Raw genomic sequence first — 24222 nt, forward strand, 5'->3', positions numbered from 1 at the left:
GATACCGGGATAATGACTACTTCTTCCTGAAGATAAAAGCAGCGTTCCCCGGTAAAACGCGATGAACCAAAAAAAAGAGGCTGCAACACCAGGTTGCAGCCTCTTTTATCCGTAAGACGGATCACTGTGACACAGGCCGGTTAAGACTCTTTACCGCCACGTGATGCACGTTTACGATCGTTCTCAGTCAGATGACGTTTACGGATACGTACTGAAGTCGGAGTAACTTCAACCAGTTCGTCATCATCGATGAATTCCAGCGCCTGCTCCAGCGACATTTTGATCGCCGGTACCAGGGTAGTGGCTTCATCAGTACCGGAAGCACGCATGTTGGTCAGTTTTTTACCGGTCAGGCAGTTCACGGTCAGGTCGTTTGAACGTGAGTGAATACCGATGATCTGGCCTTCATAAACTTCAGCACCGTGACCCAGGAACAGCTTACCGCGGTCCTGCAGGCTGTACAGTGCGAACGCAACCGCTTTACCCTGACCGTTAGAGATCAGTACACCGTTCTGGCGCTGACCTACTTCACCCTGACGCAGATCACCGTAGTGGCTGAACGTTGAGTACAGCAGACCGGTACCTGAAGTCATGGTCATGAATTCGTTACGGAAACCAATCAGACCACGGCTTGGGATTTCATAGTCCAGACGCACACGACCTTTACCATCCGGGTCCATGTTTTTCAGGTCGCCTTTACGCTCACCCATCGCCTGCATTACCGAACCCTGATGGGTTTCTTCGATATCCAGGGTCACGTTCTCGTAAGGTTCCTGTTTACGTCCGTCGATTTCACGGAAGATAACTTTCGGACGAGATACCGCCAGTTCGAAACCTTCACGACGCATGTTTTCGATCAGTACTGACAGGTGCAGTTCACCACGACCGGAAACACGGAAAGCATCGGCATCTTCAGTTTCTTCAACGCGCAGCGCAACGTTGTGAACCAGTTCTTTCTTCAGACGATCAAGGATCTGACGTGAAGTCACGTATTTACCTTCTTTACCACAGAATGGTGAGGTATTTACGCAGAAGAACATGCTGACGGTAGGTTCATCGACAGTCAGTGCTGGCAGAGCTTCGACATTCTGTGGATCACAGATAGTGTCGGAGATGTTCAGTTCGCCCAGACCGGTAATCGCAATAATGTCACCGGCTTCTGCTTCGGTGCTTTCGATACGCTCAAGACCCAGGTGGCCCAGAACTTTACCGACTTTACCGTTACGGGTTTTACCTTCAGCATCAATCACCGTCACCTGCTGGTTCGGTTTGACTTTACCGCGTTTGATACGGCCAATCCCGATAACACCCAGGTAATTGTTATAATCCAGCTGAGAAACCTGCATCTGTAACGAACCATTCAGGTCAACGTTTGGCGCAGGGACATGCTTAACGATAGCTTCATACAGTGGCGTCATATCTTCAGCCATCTCTGCATGGTCATCGCCAGCAATTCCCTGGATAGCCGATGCATAAATGATCGGGAAATCCAGTTGTTCGTCGGTCGCATCCAGGTTAACGAACAGGTCAAAGACCTGGTCAACAACCCAGTCAGGACGCGCGCCCGGACGGTCAATTTTGTTAATAACCACAATGGGCTTCAGACCGTGAGCAAATGCTTTCTTGGTCACGAAGCGCGTCTGTGGCATCGGGCCATCAATCGCATCCACTACCAGCAGAACAGAGTCTACCATCGACATGACGCGCTCAACTTCTCCGCCGAAGTCGGCGTGTCCCGGCGTATCAACGATGTTGATCCGATAGTCATTCCACTTAATTGCAGTGTTTTTCGCGAGGATGGTAATCCCACGCTCTTTCTCCAAATCGTTGGAGTCCATCACACGTTCAGTTGCTTCAGTACGGGCATCAAAAGTACCAGACTGTTGTAACAGCTTGTCAACCAGGGTCGTTTTTCCATGGTCAACGTGCGCGATGATGGCGATATTACGCAAATTTTCGATCACAGCTTTGCCTCAGGCATTAGAAATAGCGCGCTATTGTACACGGATTAGTCGAAAGACTGAATATGTTCACAGTATTCGTTGAAACTTTCTCAGTGACTTTTTGTTATAGGTGATTATCGAAGCGGACAACGTTCATTTTTAGTGCAAATGTCGCCCGTGTTTTATAGATTGCACTATAATAGTGCACACCGGCGGCCGGCAATGGATCATAATGGTGCAGTGAGCCATCGCGGTGCATCGCAGAAACCGGACAGGAAACCCGTCAGTACACCGTTTTACGAAAAAATATAAAGTTGGCACAGTTTTCGCTTTGTATTTCGCAGGCAAAAGACAACGATTTCAAAATAGCTGGAACGACTGTCTGGAACATTGTTCAGGAAAAGCGCGGCGCCTCGTGATCTCTTCCCGGGACAGGTTCTCTACCACGACAACAATGAATATTGCAGGAGAGTTGAGTATGTCCGTTGAACACGTTCTCTCATTGATGAACGAACACGAAGTTAAGTTTGTTGATCTGCGTTTTACTGACAGTAAAGGCAAAGAGCAGCATGTCACCATCCCTGCTCATCAGGTTAACGAAGACTTCTTTGAAGAAGGCAAAATGTTCGATGGTTCATCCATCGGCGGCTGGAAAGGGATTAACGAATCAGACATGGTGCTGATGCCGGATGCGACTACCGCTGTCCTGGACCCGTTCTTCGAAGATCCGACCCTGATCATTCGTTGTGATATCCTGGAACCCGGCACTCTGCAAGGCTACGATCGCGACCCGCGCTCTATTGCTAAACGCGCCGAAGACTTCCTGCGTTCTTCCGGTATTGCCGACACCGTACTGTTCGGACCTGAGCCAGAGTTTTTCCTGTTTGATGACGTACGTTTCGGTGCCACCATGTCCGGTTCTCACGTGGCTATCGATGATATCGAAGCCGCATGGAACACCGGCAAAGCCTACGAAGGCGGTAACAAAGGTCACCGTCCGGGCGTTAAAGGCGGCTACTTCCCGGTACCTCCGGTCGATTCAGCCCAGGATATCCGTTCAGCCATGTGTCTGACCATGGAACAAATGGGTCTGGTTGTCGAAGCTCATCACCATGAAGTGGCCACCGCAGGCCAGAATGAAGTGGCAACCCGCTTCAACACCATGGTGAAAAAAGCTGACGAAATTCAGATTTATAAGTATGTGGTACATAACGTAGCGCACGCTTACGGCAAGACTGCCACCTTTATGCCAAAACCAATGTTTGGTGATAACGGTTCAGGTATGCACTGCCATATGTCACTGTCTAAAGACGGTAACAACCTGTTCTCCGGCGACAAATACGGCGGCCTGTCTGAAACTGCCCTGTTCTATATCGGCGGTATCATCAAGCATGCGAAAGCAATTAACGCCCTGACCAACCCGACCACCAACTCGTACAAACGTCTGGTTCCGGGTTATGAAGCACCGGTCATGCTGGCATACTCTGCCCGTAACCGTTCTGCATCAATTCGTATTCCTGTGGTTGCCAGCCCGAAAGCACGTCGTATCGAAGCCCGTTTCCCGGATCCGGCAGCAAACCCATACCTGGCCTTCTCAGCACTGCTGATGGCCGGCCTGGACGGAATCATCAACAAAATCCATCCTGGCGATGCGATGGATAAGAACCTGTATGATCTGCCTCCGGAAGAAGAAGCTGAAATTCCAAAGGTTGCCGGCTCTCTGGAAGAAGCACTGAATGCACTGAACGAAGACCGCAGCTTCCTGACCCGTGGTGGTGTTTTCACTGATGATACTATCGATGCTTACATTGCACTGCGCAAAGAAGATGATGACCGCGTACGCATGACGCCGCATCCGGTAGAATTCGAACTTTACTACAGCGTTTAATCTCTCTTGTAGTGTTGTTGCCGTGGAAAATATTAGCCCATCTCCGGATGGGCTTTTTTCTCCGCCAATTCAGCAGTAAACGCACTCTCCGCGGCAGTGACCGCCGCTGTAGTCACTTTTTATTGTCCGGAAATAATCATTAATACCCGCCAGACTATAGGTCAGAATACGATAAAATAAAGGGTTTTAGCGGCTGAATACGGAGAAGAACACATGATAACCAACACACCGCCCGATGCCGTGCAGATACTCAACTCTCTCATCAACAGTGTGTTAGTGGTCGATAGCCATCTGGTGATCCATTACGCGAACCCGGCAGCCCAGCAGTTGCTGGCGCAGAGTTCCCGTAAACTGTTCGGCACTCCGCTTCCGGACCTGACCGGCTACTTCTCCTTAAATATTGAGGTGATGCTCGACAGCCTGAAACAAGGCCTCGGTTTTACGGACAGCGAAGTCACGATTGTGGTTGATGGCCGGGCACATATCATGTCTCTGACCGCCCAGCAGTATCCGGGCGAGAAAATTCTGCTGGAAATGGCACCGATGGATAACCAGCGCCGTCTTAGCCAGGAGCAAATACAGCATGCACAACAGGTTGCTGCCCGTGACCTGGTGCGCGGACTGGCCCATGAAATTAAAAATCCGCTTGGCGGATTGCGCGGTGCCGCTCAGCTACTCTCGCGGGCGCTGCCGGACCCGTCGTTAAACGAATACACCAAAGTTATTATTGAACAGGCCGACCGGTTACGTAATCTGGTCGACCGGCTGCTCGGCCCGCAGCAACCGGGAATGCATGTCACCCAGAGCATACACCAGGTTGCTGAGCGTATTGTTAACCTGGTCTCCATGGAGTTACCGGATAACGTTTCGCTGGTCAGGGACTATGATCCGAGTTTACCGGAGCTGGCCCATGACCCGGACCAGATTGAACAGGTGCTGCTGAACGTGGTGCGTAATGCCCTGCAGGCCTTAGGCGAACAGGGCGGGACTATTACCCTGCGAACCCGTACTGCGTTTCAGCTGACCCTGCACGGTGTGCGTTACCGGCTGGTAGCCCGTATTGATATCGAAGATGACGGGCCGGGGATCCCCCAGCAACTGCAGGACACATTGTTTTACCCCATGGTGAGTGGACGTGAAGGAGGCACCGGTCTTGGATTATCCATTGCCCGCAGCCTGATAGATCAACACTCAGGAAAAATAGAATTTAACAGTTGGCCGGGACATACCGAATTTTCGATATTCCTGCCGATTCGCCAGTGAGGTTTCCATGCAACGAGGGATAGTCTGGATCGTCGATGACGATAGCTCCATCCGCTGGGTGCTTGAACGAGCGCTCACTGGAGCCGGTTTAAGTTGTACAACGTTTGAAAACGGTGATGAAGTACTGGATGCGCTGGCCACCAAAACGCCGGATGTCTTACTGTCCGATATCCGGATGCCGGGTATGGACGGGCTGGCGTTACTGAAACAAATTAAAAAACGCCATCCGATGCTGCCGGTCATCATAATGACCGCCCATTCGGACCTGGACGCGGCAGTCAGCGCTTATCAGCAAGGGGCTTTCGATTACCTGCCGAAACCCTTTGATATCGACGAAGCGGTGGCTCTGGTCGAACGGGCCATCAGCCATTATCAGGAACAGCAGCAGCCGCGTAATCAGCCGGTCAGCGGGCCGACAACGGATATTATCGGTGAAGCACCGGCAATGCAGGATGTGTTCCGTATTATCGGCCGCCTGTCCCGTTCGTCTATCAGTGTGCTGATTAACGGAGAATCCGGGACCGGTAAAGAACTGGTGGCACATGCCCTGCACCGCCACAGCCCGCGGGCAAAGTCACCCTTTATCGCGCTGAATATGGCCGCTATCCCCAAAGACTTAATCGAATCTGAACTGTTCGGCCATGAAAAGGGCGCTTTTACCGGGGCAAATGCCGTGCGCCAGGGACGTTTCGAACAGGCCGATGGCGGCACTCTGTTTTTAGATGAAATCGGTGATATGCCCCTTGATGTCCAGACCCGTTTACTGCGGGTGCTGGCCGACGGACAGTTTTACCGTGTCGGTGGCTACGCCCCGGTAAAAGTCGATGTGCGGATTATTGCGGCAACCCACCAGAATCTGGAACTGCGGGTGCAGGAAGGTAAATTCCGTGAAGACCTGTTCCACCGTCTGAATGTTATCCGTATCCACCTGCCCCCGCTCCGTGAACGCCGGGAAGATATTCCGCGGCTGGCACACTACTTTCTGCAGGTTGCAGCACGGGAACTCGGGGTGGAAACCAAAATCCTGCATCCGGAAACGGAAGCAGCCCTGACACGGCTGCACTGGTCAGGTAACGTCAGACAGCTGGAGAATACCTGTCGCTGGCTGACAGTGATGGCCGCAGGTCAGGAAGTACTGATACAGGACCTGCCGCCGGAGCTGTTCGAAACCAGCCCGCCGGATACACCGCTACAGGCTTCTCCGGACAGTTGGGCAACGTTACTGGCCCAGTGGGCGGACAGGGCTCTGCGTTCCGGTCATCAAAACCTGTTATCTGAAGCCCAGCCGGAAATGGAACGGACATTACTGACCACAGCTCTGCGCTATACCCAGGGACATAAGCAGGAAGCAGCCAGACTACTGGGCTGGGGGAGGAACACCCTTACCCGCAAACTGAAAGAGCTGGGCATGGAATAGCGTCCGCCCTCTGAGCCTGCAGGCACTGTCTGCAGGCTGTTTGGTTAAATCACCCGCGAATATTGCTGCTGGCGGACTCTGGTGCGCAGATAACGGTCGAAACACATACAAATATTGCGGATCAGTAAACGTCCGCGGGCCGTCACCCGCAGTTCGCGCTGCGACAGAGTAACCAGTCCGTCCTCAATAAACGGGGCCAGTAATTGCAGGTCTTCGGCGAAATAGTCTTCAAATACAATGCCCCACTGCTGCTCTGTCTGGCTGAAATTCAGGGTGAACTGGCAAATCAGTGCCTTAATGACGTCACGACGCAGGCAATCATCGCTACTGAGGCTGATACCCCGCCACAGGGCATTTCCCTGCGAGGCCACACGCTGGTGCCACTGGTTCAGGACTTTCTCGTTCTGCGCATAACTGTCGCCGATCATACTGATCGCAGACACCCCCATTCCCAGCAGATCTGTATCACCACAGGTGGTGTATCCCTGAAAATTCCGGTGCAGTACCCCGTTTCTCTGGGCTACCGCCAGTTCATCCTCCGGTAATGCAAAATGGTCCATACCAATAAACTGGTAACCGCCGGTGGTCAGGGTGTGGATAGTTTCCTGCAGAATAGCCAGCTTCTGCGCTGCATCCGGCAGGTCAGCACGGTGAATTTTACGCTGAGCAGCAAACAGTTCCGGCATATGGGCGTAATTAAACACGCTCAGGCGGTCGGGACGGAGTTCCAGTACCTTCTGTAAGGTAAACGCAAAACTGTCTGAGGTTTGCTTAGGCAGCCCGTAAATCAGGTCAATATTTCCCGACACAAACCCCAGAGCCCGTGCCCGGTCCATCAGTGCAAAAATAAAGGCTTCATCCTGCTCACGATTCACCAGCCGCTGGACCTGTTTATTAAAATCCTGCACCCCCATACTCAGCCGGTTAAAACCTTCGTCTTTAAGGTGATCGAGGACATCAAGCTCTATCTCCCGCGGGTCCAGTTCCAGCGACATCTCAGCCGAAGGGGAAAAGGTAAACTGCTGCCTTAACACGGCCATCAGCCGTGATATCTGTCGGGGGGTCAGAAATGTCGGTGTTCCGCCGCCCCAGTGCATCTGGGTGACAAGACGGTTTCTGAACAACGGTGCCCTGCTGCGGATTTCTGTTTCCAGACTATCGAGGTATTGGTCAGCTTTATGCGTCTGCCGGGTTACCTGTTTATTACAGCCACAGAAATAACAGAGCCGGTGGCAGAACGGAATATGGATATACAAGGACAGCGGGCGTTGCGGATAACGCTCAACAGCCTGCAGAAAGTGTTGTCCGGTAAAGTGCTGATCGAATTCCAGTGCTGTCGGATAAGACGTGTAGCGAGGGCCGGAGTAATTATATTTTTCGATGAGTGACTGATCCCACTCAATGCGTGGTAAAGACATATTCACTCCTTTCGATGACGGGGTCTGAAAGAAGCTCGCGTAGCGCCGGATAGCGGAGAAAGTTGCCTGCGGCCTAACCGCGATTTCAATCGGGACAGGCGACGTAGTTTACCCAATAACAACAGGATAAAACACGCATACAGCAGCGCAAAAATTGATCCCGGCCAAAACATAATGAAATATTCCAGGTTCGGACACAGGTAACGCCCTGTGTCCGGTCAGCACTCTTAGTTGCCCTTAAGTAAGCGGTACATATCTTCTTCCGCTTCCGGATCTTCTGCTGCGCTGCCATCGTCCAGATCAATACCCAGTTTTTCCATCAATACTTCGATGCGATCCAGAGTACTGTCCAGCCATGCCTGATCGTCTGTCGCCAGCTTTTCACCGTTTTCCAGCCGGTCGAGCAGCGCATCGAGGCGCGGGTTATTTTCCAGAGCGTCCAGCTCATCACGGGCACTCAGTGCCGGTGCAGCTTCACGGGGTTTGAGTGCCGGCTTTGCAGCAACCGGCCCTGCTGCCACTAACGGCACCGGCGTTTTACTGCCCAGACGCGGATCAGCGGCTTGTTTACCGCTGCGTTTACCTGCGCTCTGCTGCGCATCAGGGTTGCTGCGGTTACCCGATGACAGACCTTTACGTTTTTTCTGACGCTGGCGGTCACGGCCTTCCATATTCAGTTCAGCACGTGTTTTACGTTTATCGGCGGACTTACCCCGGGGGGATTTGGCGGGTTGTTTCATGGTGTTCAGTCTCAACTGTTTTTCTTTAGTATAGAATTGCGGCGAAATCTAGCAGAAACCAGCACAAGAAAAAAGCGACAGCTATCGCTGTCGCTCATTTCTGACTTTCTGCATAACAGAAAGCTGTGTATCTCACGTCCGGGTAAGATACTTATCTTATCCATCAGAGGTATTTCGTCCCGCTGCCTGTTCCGTGGCAGGTTGTGCCCGTCATCCGTTCCCTGAGCGATGAAGTCCCTGAGTCTCGTCCTGAGTGAGAAGTAATGTAGTCGATCTCTGAGATTCTGCAATCAGAAAACTATAATTCTGTCTGTCAGATCATATTTCCCTGATGATCTTTAAAATAAATTCACCTATCCCTGTGATGATTTCAGTAATGACTGACACAGCTAACCGCCGATCTGTTGCCGACTGTACCCGGTTCAGGGTACAGGCACTTTCCTGCTATAACAGGTATACTGCGGTTATTATCCTGAATTAATGATGCGGAGTTCGACCTTGTCTGGATGGAATTATCACGTTACCCATTTTGTTACCAGTGCCCCTGATATCCGCCACTTACCCACCGACAGTGGTGTGGAAGTGGCTTTTGCCGGACGTTCAAATGCCGGAAAATCAAGCGCATTAAACACCTTAACTAACCAGAAATCGCTGGCACGTACCAGTAAAACACCGGGCCGGACCCAGTTAATCAACCTGTTTGAAGTTGCCGACGGCATCCGGCTGGTCGACCTGCCCGGCTATGGTTACGCCGAAGTTCCGGAAGAGATGAAACTCAAATGGCAGCGCGCTTTAGCCGAGTATCTGCAAAAACGTGATTCCCTGAAAGGGCTGGTGGTTTTAATGGATATTCGTCATCCGATGAAAGAGCTCGATCAGCAAATGGTACAGTGGGCGGTCACCAGCCATATTCCGGTACTGGTGTTACTGACCAAAGCCGATAAGCTGGCATCGGGTGCCAGAAAAAAACAACTGAACCTGGTACGCGAACTGAGCCAGAAATTCGATGGGGATGTACAGATTGAGTTATTCTCCTCGCTGAAGAAATTAGGCGTCGATAAATTAACTCAGAAACTGGATAACTGGTTCAGTACGTATTCTATTACTGCCGAAGGTTTTGAAGAAAGTTAATCTTTCCCTGACGGTATTATCCGGATATTTCCGCAATAATTATTCCAATAAAAAACGCCCCGTTCACCTGAGTGAACGGGGCGGCTAATATTCAGCCAAATCCGATTACGTGAAGTAAAAGGTCTGAAAGATAGAACATCTTACCTCTGTACCCTACATCAGAAAATGTACCTGATTTTTTCAGACCAAGAAAGCATTTTCTCGGTGATTTCGGTGTTTTATTTCAAGGTAAATCACAAAAAAACATTAATACACTTGTAACTATTCAGAATTAATGCATGCCTGTTATAAAAACAATACTTTCCGGTAATTCAGATTAAAAAACTTTAAAAAATAATACTTTATCTTTTTTTTGCCCGCTGACAGCACTCAATATCTATAGATGAGTGTGAATGGTAAATTTATAACACAATGAAAAAAAACGAATTATTTCAAATGATCGGGTAAAAAATCCGTTAGCCACAAATTTATCAGTACAGAGTAAATTTTCGGTTTCTCGGGGAATTAAACACCTGAGGTTCATAAACATTAAACAGTAAAAAAAGTAACAATAAATTAACTTTATTGTTTATTACTGTCATTTTTACTGTATAGTGCAGCCCGTTTCCGGCACAGAAACAGTCTCTGCACAGCGGCTCCGGAACAGAAAAATATTATTAAAATCCTATAGTACGGGGTTATCTGCTCTATGCCCGCAGGCTGTTGTCATCAGATTTTTTGTGGACCATATCTAAAATTTGAATAATTCAATTATTCTCAGCACGATATTCCAAAACAATTAACGGCCTGACTCATACAGTAAAACTCCCGATATTTAATAAGAATAACTATCATGACCAAATATAACGCAGTGCGCAGCCCCCTGAAAAAAAACATGCTATTAAGCCTGATTATTCTGGGTGCATCGGCTTATCCGGCAATCAGTTCTGCCGCTGATGCCTTCAGTGCGGCATCACCATGGATGTTTGGTGACTGGGGCGGAACCCGCTCGCAACTGAAGCAGGAAGGTGTGGATTTCCAGGTCAACTACACCATGGAATCGGCATCTAATCTGGCAGGTGGCTATCACACGGCAACCACTGCCCGTTACAGTGACCAATGGGGTTTTGGCGTTAACCTCGACCTGCAGAAACTGCTTAACTGGAATGATGCAGAATTCCAGATGACCATCACCAATCGTGACGGTAAAAATCTGTCAGACCAGATAGGCGATCCGCGCACTGGTATGTTGTCTTCCGTTCAGGAAGTCTATGGCCGCGGACAGACGTGGCGCCTTACTCAGTTCTGGTTACGTAAAGGATTTTTTGATCATATGCTGGATGTCAAAGCAGGTCGTCTGACCGTGGCTGAAGACTTCGACACTATTGACAGTAAGTTCCAGAACCTGGCATTCGGCAATGGCCAGGCAGGTAACTGGCGCGGTGACCACTGGTATAACTGGCCCGTATCACAGTGGGGTGGCCGCGTTAAACTGAATATCACCCCTGAGGTATTTATGCAGGTCGGTTTCTACAACCAGAACCCGTATAACTATGATCGCGGAGATGGCTTCCGCCTGGAATTCAGCCCGACGGTGGGTAATCTCGTGCCGGTGGAACTCGGCTGGACCCCGAAACTGGGCGCAGATAACCTGCCGGGTAATTACCGTCTGGGTTATTACTACTCTTCAGCCAATGACAATGTCTATGGTTCATGGCGTAACGCAGGCTACCATGATACGGCACATGCCTATGGCGGCTATCTGGTGGCGCAACAACAACTGACCAGCTGGCACGGCAGCGTTAACCGTGGCCTTACCCTGACGGTTCAGGCCGTGATGAATGACCATAAAACGTCTAAAACAGATAATTACCAGGCGATTGCGTTAACCTGGAAAGGGCCGTTTGATGCCCGTCCGGAAGATGAAATTGGTGTCGGTGCGGCGCGTATTCATGTCAACTCCAGCTACACCCGGATGTTACGCGATGAAAACCACTTTTATGGTGTAAACAGCTATAACAGCCCGACCTATCTGCCGGTACAAAGCGGTGCGGAATATGACTATGAAGTCTATTACAACGTCCAGGCCACCCGCTGGTTACAGGTTCGTCCGAATCTGCAGCTCGTCACCGCGCCCGGCGCCGTCAGCCGGGTGAAAAATGCCTTTGTTGGCGGTCTGAGCGCGAATATTAACTTCTGATCCTGCCCCGCGAAAGGCTGCCTGCGCAGCCTTTCCTTATGATATTTTCCCGTCCCCCATTACACTGACTTTCCGATAAACTATCCTGTTGTATCAGGCAGAGCCGTTGTGCTGACCGATAAACATGATGATCAGACGTCAGAATGACCCGATGGAGGCCCGGTAGTGAACTCAGCCAATCACAGAGTCCGGATAGTGGATGCCCAGACACTATCTGATGACTGGTACTTACTGAAAAAATATACTTTTGATTTTCAACGTCATGATGGTTCCTGGCAGCGGTTACATCGCGAAGCTTACGATCACGGTGACGGTGCAGCGCTGCTGTTATATAACCGTCAGCGGAAATCCGTGATCCTGACCCGGCAGTTCAGGCTTCCGGCCTTTATCAACGGCAGCGATGGTATGTTAATTGAAGTCGCGGCAGGACTGCTGGAAGGTGAACATCCCGAAGAGCGGGTCCGTAAAGAAGCCGAAGAAGAAACCGGCTACCGGATCAACAATATCGAAAAAGTGTTTGAAGCATGGATGAGCCCGGGATCGGTCACCGAAAAATTACACCTGTTTATCGCGGAATATCATCCCGGAGATCAGGTCAGTGACGGAGGCGGACTGCCTGAGGAAGGCGAAGACCTTGAAGTGCTGGAAATGTCTTTCAGCGACGCATTAGCCGCAATGCAGTGCGGGTCAATTAATGACGCTAAAACAATTATGCTGCTGCAATATGCGGCCCTGAACAAACTGATGTAACTACTTCTGACTGCCGGAAGAATCATTGCCGGCAGTCAGAAAGCCCGCGGTTACACCAGCACTGTTTTCAGCAAATGATCAGCCAGCCGTAAGGTTAACGCGGCCCCGGTCAGGGTCGGGTTCATACAGGATGCTGAAGGCATAACACTGGTCCCGGCAATATAGAGATTCGGGTGGTCATGCGTCCGGCAATCGGCATTAACCACCGAAGTTGCCGGGTCATCGCCCATAATAGTGGTGCCCATTATGTGCTGACGGTCCTGATAACCCGTATCAATTTTCAGTATCTTCCCGCCAAGTAACTGTGCAAAATTGGCAAAGTCTTTCAGTCCTTCTTCCTTACCCGCCTGCCAGTAATCCGTAACACTGTAGGATATTTCAGGTAACGGGATACCGATGGCATCCGTTTTGCTCTTACTCGGGACCACCCGGTTTTGCGCCAGTGGCAGTGTCTCAAAATCTATCGCAAAGTTCAGCGAGCGGGCTGACAGGGTACGTAGCTGTTCATCCAGTTCACTCCCCAGTACGCCTTTACTGAGCAACTCTGAGGCATAATCAGCCGTCGGTACGGTATTACGGACTTTGATTTTGTAACTCGGGAATTTTTTCCTGAACTCGCCATCCCGATGGTTCAGGTAGACCAGCAGCTCAGTCGGCCCCTGACCCGGCCACACATCCTCTGCCATCATAAAGTTCATACTGATACCCGTATGCCCCATCAGATTACGCCCCACCTGATCGGAAGAGTTAGCAATACCATTGGGGTATTTTTCTGAGGTCGACATCAGTAATAATTTAGGCGATTCAATGCCATAAGCTGCCACAATAAACAGGTCTGCGCTCAGAGAATGCTCAGAAGCATCGGGTTTTTTATACCAGATACGGGTAATTCTGCCCTGCTCATCGGCCTCTATTTTATAGACCACCGAGTTATCCAGCAGGGTTGCCCCCAGCCGTTCCGCCTGGTCAATATGCATAGACCCGTCATATTTGGCCCCGATCGGACAGACCGGATTACAGTTGTTGTTCCCGGCACATACCGGGCGGTTGCCCCACGGCCGGGTTGCCCGGCCATTAGGCTCCAGTACCGGGTGATAGCCGCCCTTACCTAATAGCTCACTCAGCCGGTCAAACATATAACTGGTTGGCAGACCTGGCATCGGGAAAGGCCTGGAACGCGGTGGCCAGGCATGCCCGCCATGGCCACTTTCATCCTGCCCGTCGACCCCGGAAACACCCAGTGCATATTCGGCTGCACAATACCACGGTTCCAGTTCATCATAGTCGAGTGGCCAGTCCCGGCCGTGACCATACAGGCTCTGTAATTTAAAATCGTTCGGGATCATCCGCCATAATGCCGAGCCAAAATGCCAGGTGGTGCCGCCCACCACCCGCAGATATTTAGTCGGGTATTTTACCGGCCCCATCTGCTGTAAGTAGTCTCCGTAAGTCGATGGGACATAAGGCAAATCGGGATACGGCGACCCGACCCCCTGCAGCTTCATATTGGTCAGAGACATTTTAAACGGCGAATTCCGGAACCGGTCGACAATCTGCTGGCGGGTCACCCGCGGACCGGCTTCAACAATAATCACCGATTTTCCGGCACCAGACAGCTGCATCGCCAGCAGCCCTCCCATCACACCGGAACCAATAATAATGACATCTGCATCTTTTTTATTCTGACTCATACGGCCGGCCCCTGGTATGCGGGTTTATTATCAACAGCGGCCCAGGAAAGCGGGCCACTGCCATAGGTTGGCACCACAAGAATGCCGCGGGCAGGCAGATACATCATCGCTTCTGCATACGCGATAAGCTCCGGTTTGTCGTTACTTCCGACCACCCCGGTATACCAGGCAGAAATGATCTGCGCTGCCGCCTGCCGCAGATCCGACCCGACGGGATTATGCTGCAAAAACGGGTCAATATTCCGGTATTTTCCCGGCCGGATATCCTGCTGCAACAGTGCCAGCTTCCGGGGAAACTGATCATCATGGCGATGTAGCGCATCGTAATAACGCGCAGCCAGTAGCGGGTTTACCCGGCGGTTAACCAGAAATTCGGACAGCGGAATAAATCCGCTGTCATGTAACTCAGCCGCGGCAGCGCGTACCGCAGGAAATAACGAACCACACAACCCCGCCACCGACAAAATCCCCATTCCCTGTAGCAGGCGGCGGCGGGAGATAGCCGATGGATGATTATTTACGGACATGTTTCCCCCTTCTGCGTAATGCACTCACGATCAGCAGCAGAATCAGCACCAGAATGACGGCCCCCGCCGTCAGTATCGCCGGATGAGACAGGTAAGCAATCGCCGGTGTTGGGCCGCCTTCACGCAGGGTTTTCACCTGGTCAGCAGTAACTGTCAGTGCCGCGTTACCGTAATTTTTCAGAACGTAATTGGCCACCGCAGCGATCTGCTGATCAGTCAGCCGGTCGGCAAAAGAGGCGGCGGGGCCAAAGGCAGGCATTGCCACATACTGATCACCCGTATAACGGCGGACACCGAACAATATGGTGGCAACCAGGTTGTCCGGCTGTGCCGCTCCGGTCGCACTGTTATGAAATAACGACGGGTAAAACTGGCTGCCTTCACCATTCGCCTGGTGACAGTTAGCACAGCTGTTGCTGAATATCTGCCACCCGGCATCCGGATGCTCAGTAGCACGCAGTGCAGCTTCACTGTCAGAAGCTGCCCCCTGAGTAAAGCGAGACGTGAGAGCAGTTGCCGTGGAAGGCGGCACCTGACGCAGCCAGAGAACTATCGCCCGTAAATCCTCATCACTCAGATACTGCAGGCTGTTTTCAATAGCTTCCGCCATTGGCCCGGCGGCCTGTGCTTTACCCGCGACATGTCCGGTTTTCAGATACTGAACCAGTTCGTCATCGGTCCAGCTGCCGATACCGGCGGTCTTATCAGAGGTGATATTCGGCGCATACCAGCTGCCCACCTGTCCGCCGGATAAGGCCTGATCATTTTTCTGCCCCATCAGGAAGTTACGTGGTGTATGGCAGGCATCACAGTGCGCCAGCCCGTTGACCAGATAATTACCGCGATTCAGCTGTGCTGATTGCCGGCTGTCCGGTGTAAAAGGCTGGCCACCGGCAAACAGCATATTCCATATGGCCATACTGCTGCGGATGGAAAACGGGAAAGGCAGTTTTGTTGCCGGTACGGCAATATTCACCGCAGGAACATCATGCATAAAGTACTGATACAGCGCATGAATATCACTATCCGTCAGTTTACTGTAGGCGGTATAGGGCATTGCCGGATAGAGGTGGTCACCGCGGGCGTTAATCCCCTGACGCACCGCCCTGGCAAACTGGGCTTCCGTATAATGGCCGATCCCGTCGGTTACTGAAGGGGTAATATTACTGGCAATAATGTTCCCCATCGGCGAGGCAATCGCATAGCCTCCGGCCATCGGTGCTCCGTCATGGGGTGAGTTATGGCAGGCTCCGCAATCAGCGGCCACGGATAAATATTTTCCCTGCTCAATTATCGACGATGCCGGAGGATGGTCAGCGGCCTGCACCCCTGCCCCCGAAAACACCGAGAGCCCGATAATTAAAGCCAGACTGGTTGGTCTCACTTTTATACTCCTGCTCATTGCTTCAGTTATTTATCACCACACCTGCCCGGGGTTTCCGCACACTGCCGGACACCACAAACAGAAAATTAAAAAAATTTAAGGTATTGTTATCTAATAAAATTAACTGGATTTTTGAGTTATTATTTAAAAAACAGTAACGAGACCAGCCCTGCCGCAATCAGCGGGCCAACCGGAACACCTTTAAAAAAAGCCACACCGATAATTGTGCCAACCAGTAAACCGCCAACAATGCCCGGTTGCAGGGACAGAAAAGAGACACCCCGCCCGCCAAGCCAGGACACGAAAATACCAATCACAATTGCAGCGACAGATTTCCAGTCCGCCAGGGTACGGACCAGGGCCCGCAGTGTCATATCACCATTGGCCAGCGGGGCTATTACACCCACCGTCAGAATAATAATGCCGATATTCACACCCTGAGTTTCGATAAACGGAAAAAAGCGGGCCAGCGGAGTGATCCTGATGACCAGCAGAATTACTGCTGCATAAACCACCGCCATATTGTGGCCAATCATGCCCAGTGCTCCGATCAGCAGCAACAACAGGCAGGGAAGTAAACTATTCATGGTATTTTCCCGCCATCACTGTCCTCCACCCTGTTATCGATCTGTCCGACACAATCAGAGAAAAATCAGCCTGATATTCGTTGTTTTAAAGCCTGTACTGCAGCATGGGGAGCCGTCAGCACCGGAGTGCTGACTTTTTCCTGCACCGCCGTTAATGCCCCGGAGGTGGAAAAATGCGCCAGCATAATGACATCACAATCGGCCAGTTCCGGGGCCCTGTCAGCCACCAGCTGATTATGCTGGTGCGCATTGCCGCGGCGTAACAGATCTATTGCATCCTCCACCACCAGGGTTTTCAGGGTGGCATCACTGTTTTGTTGTCTGGCATAGTCCGCAAATTCTGCTTCCATAGTGACAACTGCGGGGGCAAAGGTTGCCAGCATACCAATACGTTTTCCGGCATTTAACGCTTCGGCAAACATGGCTTCATTCGGTTTAAGTACCGGAACTGGCAGCTGTTCGGCCAGCAGTTCTATCGCCGGGCCAAAGGCCGAACAGGTGACTAATATCGCCGACGCACCGGAAGCATATGCATAGTGACCGAATTTAACAAACCTATCACATAATGAAGCAGAGAGTGCTTTTTCTTTGGCACGGTCAGTCGTCAGGCTGTCATCAAGTAAATTAACCAGTAATGCCTCAGGCCATCGCTGTTCAAAAGCACGGTGAACAGGCGCCATTGCTACAGGAGTGGCATGCAGTAAGGCTATCCGTTGTGTCATCCGGTCCTCCGGGTCAGGGTGAATCAGAAAAAAATCTGCTCATTTCACTGGAGATTCTACTGCAGATATCAAATGTAATGGCTTACAAAAAAGTTATTATGGTGACGGTTGTCACAAAAAAATATGAACAGGATGTTAATTTACATTCCGGCAGCACAGAGTGTTACTGGTATTTTTGTAATCGCTTACATTCAAACATCAGCGCCGGTCTGTTATCGGCCCTAAGGATGACTATTTCATGACCGTATCTCTTACTCCCGCCCCCCGGGAAAAATCGTCAGCAACGCCTGTGAGCCAGTCCCGCCCGGCAAACACCGTTGCGCATCAGTTTCGCGATTTGCTGGCGCTCGACGATTTTGAACGTCATGCCAGAAAACGCCTGCCAGAGATGATTTATCAGTATGTCGCAGGCGGTGTCGAAACCGGCCGCGGGATTAGCGGGAATTTTGAGGCCTATCAGCAATATGCTTTTCTTCCACGGATGTTCCGTGATGTTTCAGGAAGAGACCAGAGTACCGGGTTGTTCGGTAAGCACTGGCGGCATCCCTTTGGTATCGCCCCGCTGGGCGGGGCATCTTTTGTTTCTTACCGGGCAGATATTCATCTGGCGCGGGCCGCCAGACTCATGGATGTCCCGATGATCCTCAGTGCATCATCCCTTATCCGGCTGGAAGATGTGATTGCAGAAAACCCGGATGCCTGGTTTCAGGCCTATCTGGCAGGCGATCAGCCGCGGATTGACCGGCTGATCGGGCGGGTGGAACAGGCGGGTTACCAGACACTGGTGGTTACCGGAGATACCCCTATGCTTGGCAACCGTGAACACAATACGCGCAGCGGTTTCAGTATGCCGATCCGGATCACTCCCAAAGTGATGTGGCAGAGTGCGACCAGCCCCCGCTGGCTGCTGGGGACAGTGGCAAAAACCTATTTGCGTCACGGGGCTCCGCATTTTGAAAACACAGATGCTGAGCGCGGCCCGCCGATGATGTCGAACAAAGTACGTAACACCCACGCCAGGGACAAACTGAACTGGACACATGTTGAAGCTATACGCCGCCGCTGGAAAGGTAACCTGGTAATTAAGGGCCTGATGACCCCGGCCGATGCCTTTATCGCCCATGACTGTGGCGCCGATGCGGTGATCCTGTCTAATCACGGCGGCCGGCAACTGGACTATACGGTGCCGCCGCTGCATACCCTGCCGGAAATAGCTGCCGGTAAAGGGACAATGAAAGTCATTATTGACAGCGGGATCCGCCGTGGTACGGATGTACTGAAAGCAATGGCGCTGGGTGCTGACTTCGTATTTCTGGGACGCCCGTTTCTGTATGCCAGTGTTGTCGGAGCGACAGCCGGCATCGAACATGCCATGCATATCCTGAGAGATGAAATTGACCGGGATATGGCGCTGGTGGGCGTAACAACCCCGGCGGCGCTGAATAAAAGTTATCTGCGTCGCGGTCCCTGGTTTGATAAGGACCTGTAACCGGCCTGCAGGCCGGTTTTCTGACCAGCCGACTATTGCGGAGCCGAACCGGTACTGCCGCGAATAATCAGCTGCGGGGTAACACAGGACAGGGACTCTGCAGGATGACCGTTCAGGGTGGCCAGCAGGTAACTGGCAGCTAAACGGCCTATACCTGCCAAATCCACCCGCATGGTGGTTAACGGATGCTCCAGATGCTCAGCGAATTCGTAATCATTAAATCCGGTGATCGAGATATCATTCGGAATACGTAAATACCGTTCTTTTGCTGCACGCATTGCGCCAAATGCCAGTAAATCATTACCGCAAATCACCGCCGTCGGTGGCTGTGGTCCGTCCAGCAGATGGAACATTGCCTGGCGGGCATCATTCATCGTGAAAGCATTTTCGATACAATTCTCTGCAGCCAGAGATAAACCGGCATGCTGCAGCCCCTGACGGATCCCTTCCAGCCGCTCTGACAGGCGATCATTTGACGGCGGACTGCCGAATATCACCGCAAAATGCCGGTGTTTCAGCGCCAGAAGGTGTTGCAGCAATTGCTGTGAGGCCAGAATACTGTCATAACCCACTGCCGGTCGCTGCGGATCGATAGAAAAGGTCTGAATACAGGGGATCGGGTGCTGTTGCAGGCGCTTCCATAGCTGCGGGTGGTGGGTATGCCCCACCAGCATCAGTGCATCAACACCATATTCCAGCAATTTATTAACTTCATTCAGCTCAGTATCCATATCGAAATCTGAGTTTGCCAGCAGCAGGGTATAGCCCTGCTGATGAATAATTTTCTGGAAAGCATCAATCGGCCGGGAGAAGGTTTCAATTGCCAGGGTCGGGACCACCGCCCCGATGGTCATACTTTTACGTGAAGCCAGCGTTCTGGCGGCGCGATTAATCACATAGCCCAGCTCTTTACAGGCCTTTTCGACCGCTGTTTTTCTTGACTCCCGGACAATAGCACTGCCATTAAGTACCCGGGAGACGGTCGCCGTTGATACACCGGACAACCGGGCGACATCTTCCAGAGAAACTCGTGCCGGGGTGATTTTATCAGCCATCATCCATCTCCTAAAAAGTGATGCTCTCCACAAATTTTATACAGAAACCGGCCAGTGCAATGAAAGCGCTTACTTTGACCTTGACTGGTATTTGTAATCGCTTACTTTACGTAATGTTAATGAGTTGGGTTAATTAAATATAACAGAGATACAAAATTTACCATTCATTAACAAACTGATGATGCCAAATCATCTCTCTGCCTACCCTGCATATAACAAGTCACACCAGAGCAGACATAACTGACGGGTGATAATTGTAAAGGAAAATCTCATGCGCAAGTACCCAAAAATACGCTGGATGATGATACTTTTCTGCTTTTTTGCCATCGCAATCAACTATATCGACCGGATAAATCTGGCGATTGCGGCACCGCATATCAAAAAAGATCTCGGGCTGGATGATACCTCGATGGGGCTGATCCTCGGTGCCTTTTTCTGGACCTACGCACTGATGCAAATTCCTGCCGGGCGCATTATTGACCGGCTGGGTACCCGTATCGGCCTGGCGGTCGCCGTCGGCTGGTGGTCACTTTTCACCGTATTCACCGCCTTTGGCCGCGGTTTTACTTCACTTTTTATTTCCCGGTTGTTACTGGGGGTCGGTGAATCCGGCGGTAATCCCGGTTGTGCTAAGGTTGTCGCCTGCTGGTTTGCCAAAAAAGAGCGGGCCACCGCCAGTGGTATCTTTGATGCCGGTCCGCGGGCAGGCAGTGCGCTGGCATTGCCTCTGGTCGCCTGGCTGATCAGTGCCCGGGACTGGGAAACCTCTTTTGTGGTTACCGGGGCGCTGGGATTAGTCTGGGTCGTTATCTGGCTGATGTTTTATCGTGACCCCGAAGAAAAACAGGGACTGGATGAAACAGAACGCCAGAATTTGCTCGAAGACCGTAAGATGGTCATTTCCAGCCCCGATGAAAAAATAAAACTCAGGACACTGTTCCGCCATCGTACCGTGTGGGGCATGATGATTGGCTTCTTTTGTATGAACTTTGCCACCTATTTCTTCGTCACCTGGTTTCCCACTTACCTGACAATGTCACAGGGCTTCTCCCTGAAAGAACTGGGTACCCTCGGTGCTATCCCTGCGCTGATGGGGATCCCCGGCAGTCTGCTGGGCGGGCTGACTTCTGACTGGTTATATAATAAAGGCTTCAGCCTGACGGCTGCCCGTAAGACCTGTTTAATTGCCGGTATGCTACTCTCTTCGGTGATCGCTTTTGCCGCATTCACCTCAAGCATCCCCCTGATCCTGACGTTATTTTCCCTGACCTACGCCGGACTGGCCTTTACCGCCGCTAATATCTGGACTCTGCCAGCTGACGTGGCTCCGGGCTCCGGTTATGTCGCCACACTGGGCGGGATCCAGAACTTTGCCGGTAACCTCGCGGGGATTGTGACCGCCTCCTTTACGGGGGTGATGCTGAGTATCAGCCATGGTTCTTTTGTGGTTCCGCTGGTGGTGGCGGGTGGTATCTGTCTGTTTGGTGCCATCACTTTTATGTTCATTATGGGCAAAGTTGAGCCACTGGATCTCGGTGGCGGAGACCCGCAGTCCCCCCAGCCTGTTGCCCGGCCGGGAAGTACTTACTGATATTGTTGTCAGCGGATCACGCCATTTACCCCATCAATGAGGTTCCGAATGAAAAAGATATTATTCACTGCGGCCCTGGTCGGCTTATGTTCTGTGGCTGCCAGTGCCGCCGCAACACCACAGACCTTTGTCTATATTTCCAATGCCGCAAGCGGGACAATCTCTGCCTGGGCGCTGGATAAGCACAGTCAGACGATGCAGCCTGTCGCTACCTATCCTGCGGCAAAACAAGTGATGTCATCCGTGGTATCACCCGATAAAAAAACTCTGTACGCAGCTATCCGCAGCAAGCCTTATCGGGTAATGAGCTGGCACATTGCGGATAACGGAACACTGACACCTGCCGGCGAAACGCCTCTGCAGGACAGCATGGCCTATATATCACTGGATCGCAGCGGGCATTACCTGTTATCAGCTTCGTACGGCGGGGACCTGTTTACGGTAAATCGCATCAATGACAAAGGACAGCCCGAAGCACCTCCGGTACAGATTGTCCATACGGGTAAACGCGCTCACTGTATTCAGACTGACCCGACGAACCAGTTTTTATATGTATCACTGCTGGGTGCTGACCAGTTCTTACAATATCGTTTTGATCCGTACAGCGGCAAAGTCACTCCGGCAACACCACCCGCCGTCAATATTCAGCATGAAGCTGCCACCGGTCCGCGTCACTTTATCTTTGCCCCGCGGCCGGCGGACGACGGTAACCATTATATTTATCTGCTCACAGAGATGGCCGGTAATATTCAGAAGCTGAAACTGAACAGGGATGGTACCGTGACACCACAGGAAGCCACGCCTTCTATTGCACCGGAAATCGCCGCCACGATGCAGAAAGGCGAAGCCAGGCCACTGACCGGCGATTTTGACCTGCCCGATACCCCGAAACCACGCATCTGGCAGGCCGATATCCATATGACTCCTGACGGGAAGTTCCTCTACTCCACTGAACGCACCAATAGTCTGCTGACAGCGTTCTCAGTCTCCCCGCGGGACGGAAGCCTGCATTTAATCCGCAGTATTCATACCGAAAAACTCCCGCGCGGTTTTGCCATTGATAACAGTGGCCGTTTCCTGATTGAAACCGGCCTGCAGTCTGACCACTTTTCTCTGTACCACATTGATCAGCACTCCGGTGAACTGACACTGCTCTCGCGTTATCCGTCCGCTGAAGGTGCCAACTGGGTCACAGTGGTAGAAGGTTAACCAACGGTATTAAAAGTGATTATTCATGAGGGTGTTAAGATGCCGAAAAAAACGCGATGCCTGCCGGGTCTGCTGCTTGCCACCTTAAGTATGCCGCTAATCAGTCAGGCGGCAGAAAAAGTCGTCCCGACTCACCTCGAACCTCTGCACCATGTGATCCTGGAAAATCAGTATCTCACGGTGATGCGGGTGATGATCCCGCCGGGGGTCTCCACCCTTTTCCACCAGCAACACCTTGATTATGTGAATACCCACATTGATGGCAGTCCGGTCACGATTGCTTATCCCGATAAGCCGCCGGTCAGCAGCGTAATGGCAAGTGGTAACGTGAAGTTTGGTGCTCATCAGGGAAAACAGGATATTGATAAAGTCACCAATACCGGTCAGACAGTCAACCAGCAGGTAGCGTTTGAAATCCGCCAGCACGGCCCGTTGCATTTTGCTGAAGCACGCCGCCCCGCTCTGCCGCAATTCAGCCAGGTCCTGGATAAACCAACGGTCAGGGGCTGGAAAGTCACCCTGCAGCCGGGAGAGAGCACCACGCCTTACCGGCAACACGGGCCGGGGGTGCGGGTGTTCTTCACCGAAGGACGTGTTCTGATCAGTGAACCAGGAAAACCTAATAATGACAGAGAGTTATGGGTACATAAGGGGGATGCGTTTCTGACTTATCCGGGAGAGACCGGGATTACCGATGGAGGCGACAGCACGATGATATTTAATGATTACGAGCTTCGCTGATCTCCCGACAGCACCGTTCCCGGAAAGCGGGACCGGTGCTGTCGGCCTCAGAAACTACGCTGACGGGCTGTGCGGGTGTGAACTCCTAAGGCACACACGCAGAACAGAACGGCGGACAGAATAGAAACCATCGCGACAGAATATTGCGCTGCTTTCAGATAACACACCGTACTGCAGATAACAGAAAACAGCCAGCTACTGAGCAAGCAACCCGGCGCATAACGTCCCTGTCCGGCAATCATCCAGCCAATGATCGCGCCACCGATCCCCGGCACCACAATACCCAGTAAACTTAACCAGTTCACCAGCCAGTTACTGATCCCGGCCAGTGCCAGGCCAGTCCCCGAGATCCCTAAAAGGACAACTAATTGGCGGAAACTCAGTGGGATCACCGAACTCCAGCCAGAGGCGGCATTATATAAGGTTCATCGCACCTTAGCGTGAATTAATAGAAAACGGCGGTAAAAGTGGTTAGTTTTGTATTCGCCAAAACACTA

Annotated in this window: 20 protein-coding genes; 10 read left to right on the forward strand and 10 right to left on the reverse strand. The window is 51.7% G+C overall.

All coding sequences use genetic code 11. The features are described 5' to 3' along the window. Nucleotides 1-140: 140 nt before the first annotated feature. Nucleotides 141-1964, reverse strand: a complete 1824-nt coding sequence (gene typA, locus JK198_RS15680) for a ribosome-dependent GTPase TypA (RefSeq protein WP_212707293.1) — start codon at nucleotides 1962-1964, stop codon at nucleotides 141-143. Nucleotides 1965-2421: 457 nt separating this feature from the next. Here typA and glnA point away from each other — a divergent pair, with 457 nt between their 5' ends. The 3 genes from glnA (at nucleotide 2422) to glnG (ending at nucleotide 6511) form a co-directional block, all read left to right on the forward strand. Continuing rightward, nucleotides 2422-3831 (forward strand): glutamate--ammonia ligase, encoded by a 1410-nt coding sequence (gene glnA / locus JK198_RS15685; protein WP_212707292.1) that lies wholly within the window; start codon nucleotides 2422-2424, stop codon nucleotides 3829-3831. A 213-nt stretch (nucleotides 3832-4044) separates the two neighbouring features. Then, nucleotides 4045-5094, forward strand: coding sequence for a nitrogen regulation protein NR(II) (gene glnL, locus JK198_RS15690; RefSeq protein WP_212707291.1), 1050 nt, complete (start codon nucleotides 4045-4047; stop codon nucleotides 5092-5094). Between the two features lie 7 nt (nucleotides 5095-5101). Further along, entirely contained in the window at nucleotides 5102-6511 is a 1410-nt protein-coding gene (gene glnG, locus JK198_RS15695) for a nitrogen regulation protein NR(I) (protein WP_212707290.1), read from the forward strand. Nucleotides 6512-6555: 44 nt separating this feature from the next. Here glnG and hemN read toward each other — a convergent pair whose 3' ends face one another. Further along, nucleotides 6556-7929 carry an oxygen-independent coproporphyrinogen III oxidase gene (hemN, locus tag JK198_RS15700; RefSeq protein ID WP_212707289.1) on the reverse strand — a complete coding sequence of 458 codons (1374 nt, stop codon included), beginning with the start codon at nucleotides 7927-7929 and terminating at the stop codon, nucleotides 6556-6558. Nucleotides 7930-8156: 227 nt separating this feature from the next. Then, nucleotides 8157-8669 carry a Der GTPase-activating protein YihI gene (yihI, locus tag JK198_RS15705; protein ID WP_212707420.1) on the reverse strand — a complete coding sequence of 171 codons (513 nt, stop codon included), beginning with the start codon at nucleotides 8667-8669 and terminating at the stop codon, nucleotides 8157-8159. Between the two features lie 498 nt (nucleotides 8670-9167). On the opposite strand from yihI, the gene yihA reads away from it, so the two are divergent. From yihA to JK198_RS15720, 3 genes are all read left to right on the forward strand, one after another. Next, on the forward strand, nucleotides 9168-9800 hold the full coding sequence (gene yihA, locus JK198_RS15710) for a ribosome biogenesis GTP-binding protein YihA/YsxC (protein ID WP_212707288.1): 633 nt from the start codon (nucleotides 9168-9170) through the stop codon (nucleotides 9798-9800). A gap of 874 nt (nucleotides 9801-10674) precedes the next feature. Further along, the gene (locus JK198_RS15715; protein WP_249212998.1) at nucleotides 10675-11979 is read left to right on the forward strand and encodes a carbohydrate porin; all 1305 of its coding nucleotides are present in this window, start codon (nucleotides 10675-10677) and stop codon (nucleotides 11977-11979) included. Between the two features lie 165 nt (nucleotides 11980-12144). After that, the gene (locus tag JK198_RS15720) at nucleotides 12145-12729 is read left to right on the forward strand and encodes an NUDIX domain-containing protein (RefSeq protein ID WP_212707286.1); all 585 of its coding nucleotides are present in this window, start codon (nucleotides 12145-12147) and stop codon (nucleotides 12727-12729) included. A gap of 50 nt (nucleotides 12730-12779) precedes the next feature. On the opposite strand, the gene JK198_RS15725 is transcribed toward JK198_RS15720, so the two are convergent. The 5 genes from JK198_RS15725 to JK198_RS15745 all read right to left on the reverse strand — a co-directional run bounded on the left by JK198_RS15725 (nucleotide 12780) and on the right by JK198_RS15745 (nucleotide 17640). Next, nucleotides 12780-14420, reverse strand: a complete 1641-nt coding sequence (locus tag JK198_RS15725) for a GMC family oxidoreductase (RefSeq protein ID WP_212710973.1) — start codon at nucleotides 14418-14420, stop codon at nucleotides 12780-12782. Next, nucleotides 14417-14947: a sugar dehydrogenase complex small subunit gene (locus JK198_RS15730; protein WP_212710972.1), complete on the reverse strand. Its 531-nt coding sequence runs from the start codon at nucleotides 14945-14947 to the stop codon at nucleotides 14417-14419. The genes JK198_RS15725 and JK198_RS15730 overlap by 4 nt, the downstream gene beginning before the upstream one ends. Then, on the reverse strand, nucleotides 14934-16331 hold the full coding sequence (locus JK198_RS15735) for a cytochrome c (RefSeq protein WP_349290198.1): 1398 nt from the start codon (nucleotides 16329-16331) through the stop codon (nucleotides 14934-14936). Before JK198_RS15735 ends, JK198_RS15730 begins: the two co-directional genes overlap by 14 nt. 140 nt (nucleotides 16332-16471) lie before the next feature. Then, nucleotides 16472-16918 carry a DUF441 domain-containing protein gene (locus JK198_RS15740; RefSeq protein WP_212710970.1) on the reverse strand — a complete coding sequence of 149 codons (447 nt, stop codon included), beginning with the start codon at nucleotides 16916-16918 and terminating at the stop codon, nucleotides 16472-16474. Nucleotides 16919-16983: 65 nt separating this feature from the next. Further along, on the reverse strand, nucleotides 16984-17640 hold the full coding sequence (locus JK198_RS15745) for an aspartate/glutamate racemase family protein (protein ID WP_212709217.1): 657 nt from the start codon (nucleotides 17638-17640) through the stop codon (nucleotides 16984-16986). Nucleotides 17641-17878: 238 nt separating this feature from the next. Here JK198_RS15745 and JK198_RS15750 point away from each other — a divergent pair, with 238 nt between their 5' ends. After that, complete coding sequence (locus tag JK198_RS15750; RefSeq protein ID WP_212710969.1) at nucleotides 17879-19129, forward strand: alpha-hydroxy acid oxidase; 1251 nt, start codon at nucleotides 17879-17881, stop codon at nucleotides 19127-19129. Between the two features lie 32 nt (nucleotides 19130-19161). Here JK198_RS15750 and JK198_RS15755 read toward each other — a convergent pair whose 3' ends face one another. Continuing rightward, the gene (locus JK198_RS15755) at nucleotides 19162-20187 is read right to left on the reverse strand and encodes a LacI family DNA-binding transcriptional regulator (RefSeq protein WP_349290197.1); all 1026 of its coding nucleotides are present in this window, start codon (nucleotides 20185-20187) and stop codon (nucleotides 19162-19164) included. A 268-nt stretch (nucleotides 20188-20455) separates the two neighbouring features. Between JK198_RS15755 and JK198_RS15760 the strand changes: the two genes are divergently transcribed. Genes JK198_RS15760 through JK198_RS15770 form a run of 3 tightly spaced genes read left to right on the forward strand, consistent with a single transcriptional unit; the run spans nucleotide 20456 to nucleotide 23725 of the window. Then, nucleotides 20456-21775: an MFS transporter gene (locus JK198_RS15760; protein ID WP_212709215.1), complete on the forward strand. Its 1320-nt coding sequence runs from the start codon at nucleotides 20456-20458 to the stop codon at nucleotides 21773-21775. 48 nt (nucleotides 21776-21823) lie between these two features. Continuing rightward, complete coding sequence (locus tag JK198_RS15765; RefSeq protein ID WP_212709214.1) at nucleotides 21824-22984, forward strand: beta-propeller fold lactonase family protein; 1161 nt, start codon at nucleotides 21824-21826, stop codon at nucleotides 22982-22984. A gap of 39 nt (nucleotides 22985-23023) precedes the next feature. After that, a complete protein-coding gene (locus tag JK198_RS15770; RefSeq protein ID WP_212710968.1) occupies nucleotides 23024-23725 on the forward strand; it encodes a hypothetical protein in 702 nt (233 codons plus the stop codon). 47 nt (nucleotides 23726-23772) lie between these two features. Here JK198_RS15770 and JK198_RS15775 read toward each other — a convergent pair whose 3' ends face one another. Continuing rightward, entirely contained in the window at nucleotides 23773-24117 is a 345-nt protein-coding gene (locus JK198_RS15775) for a hypothetical protein (protein ID WP_212710967.1), read from the reverse strand. Nucleotides 24118-24222 lie beyond the last annotated feature (105 nt).

Origin of the sequence: Tatumella sp. JGM91 (genome assembly GCF_018257575.1) — a bacterium.
Taxonomy (GTDB): Bacteria; Pseudomonadota; Gammaproteobacteria; order Enterobacterales; family Enterobacteriaceae; genus Tatumella; species Tatumella punctata.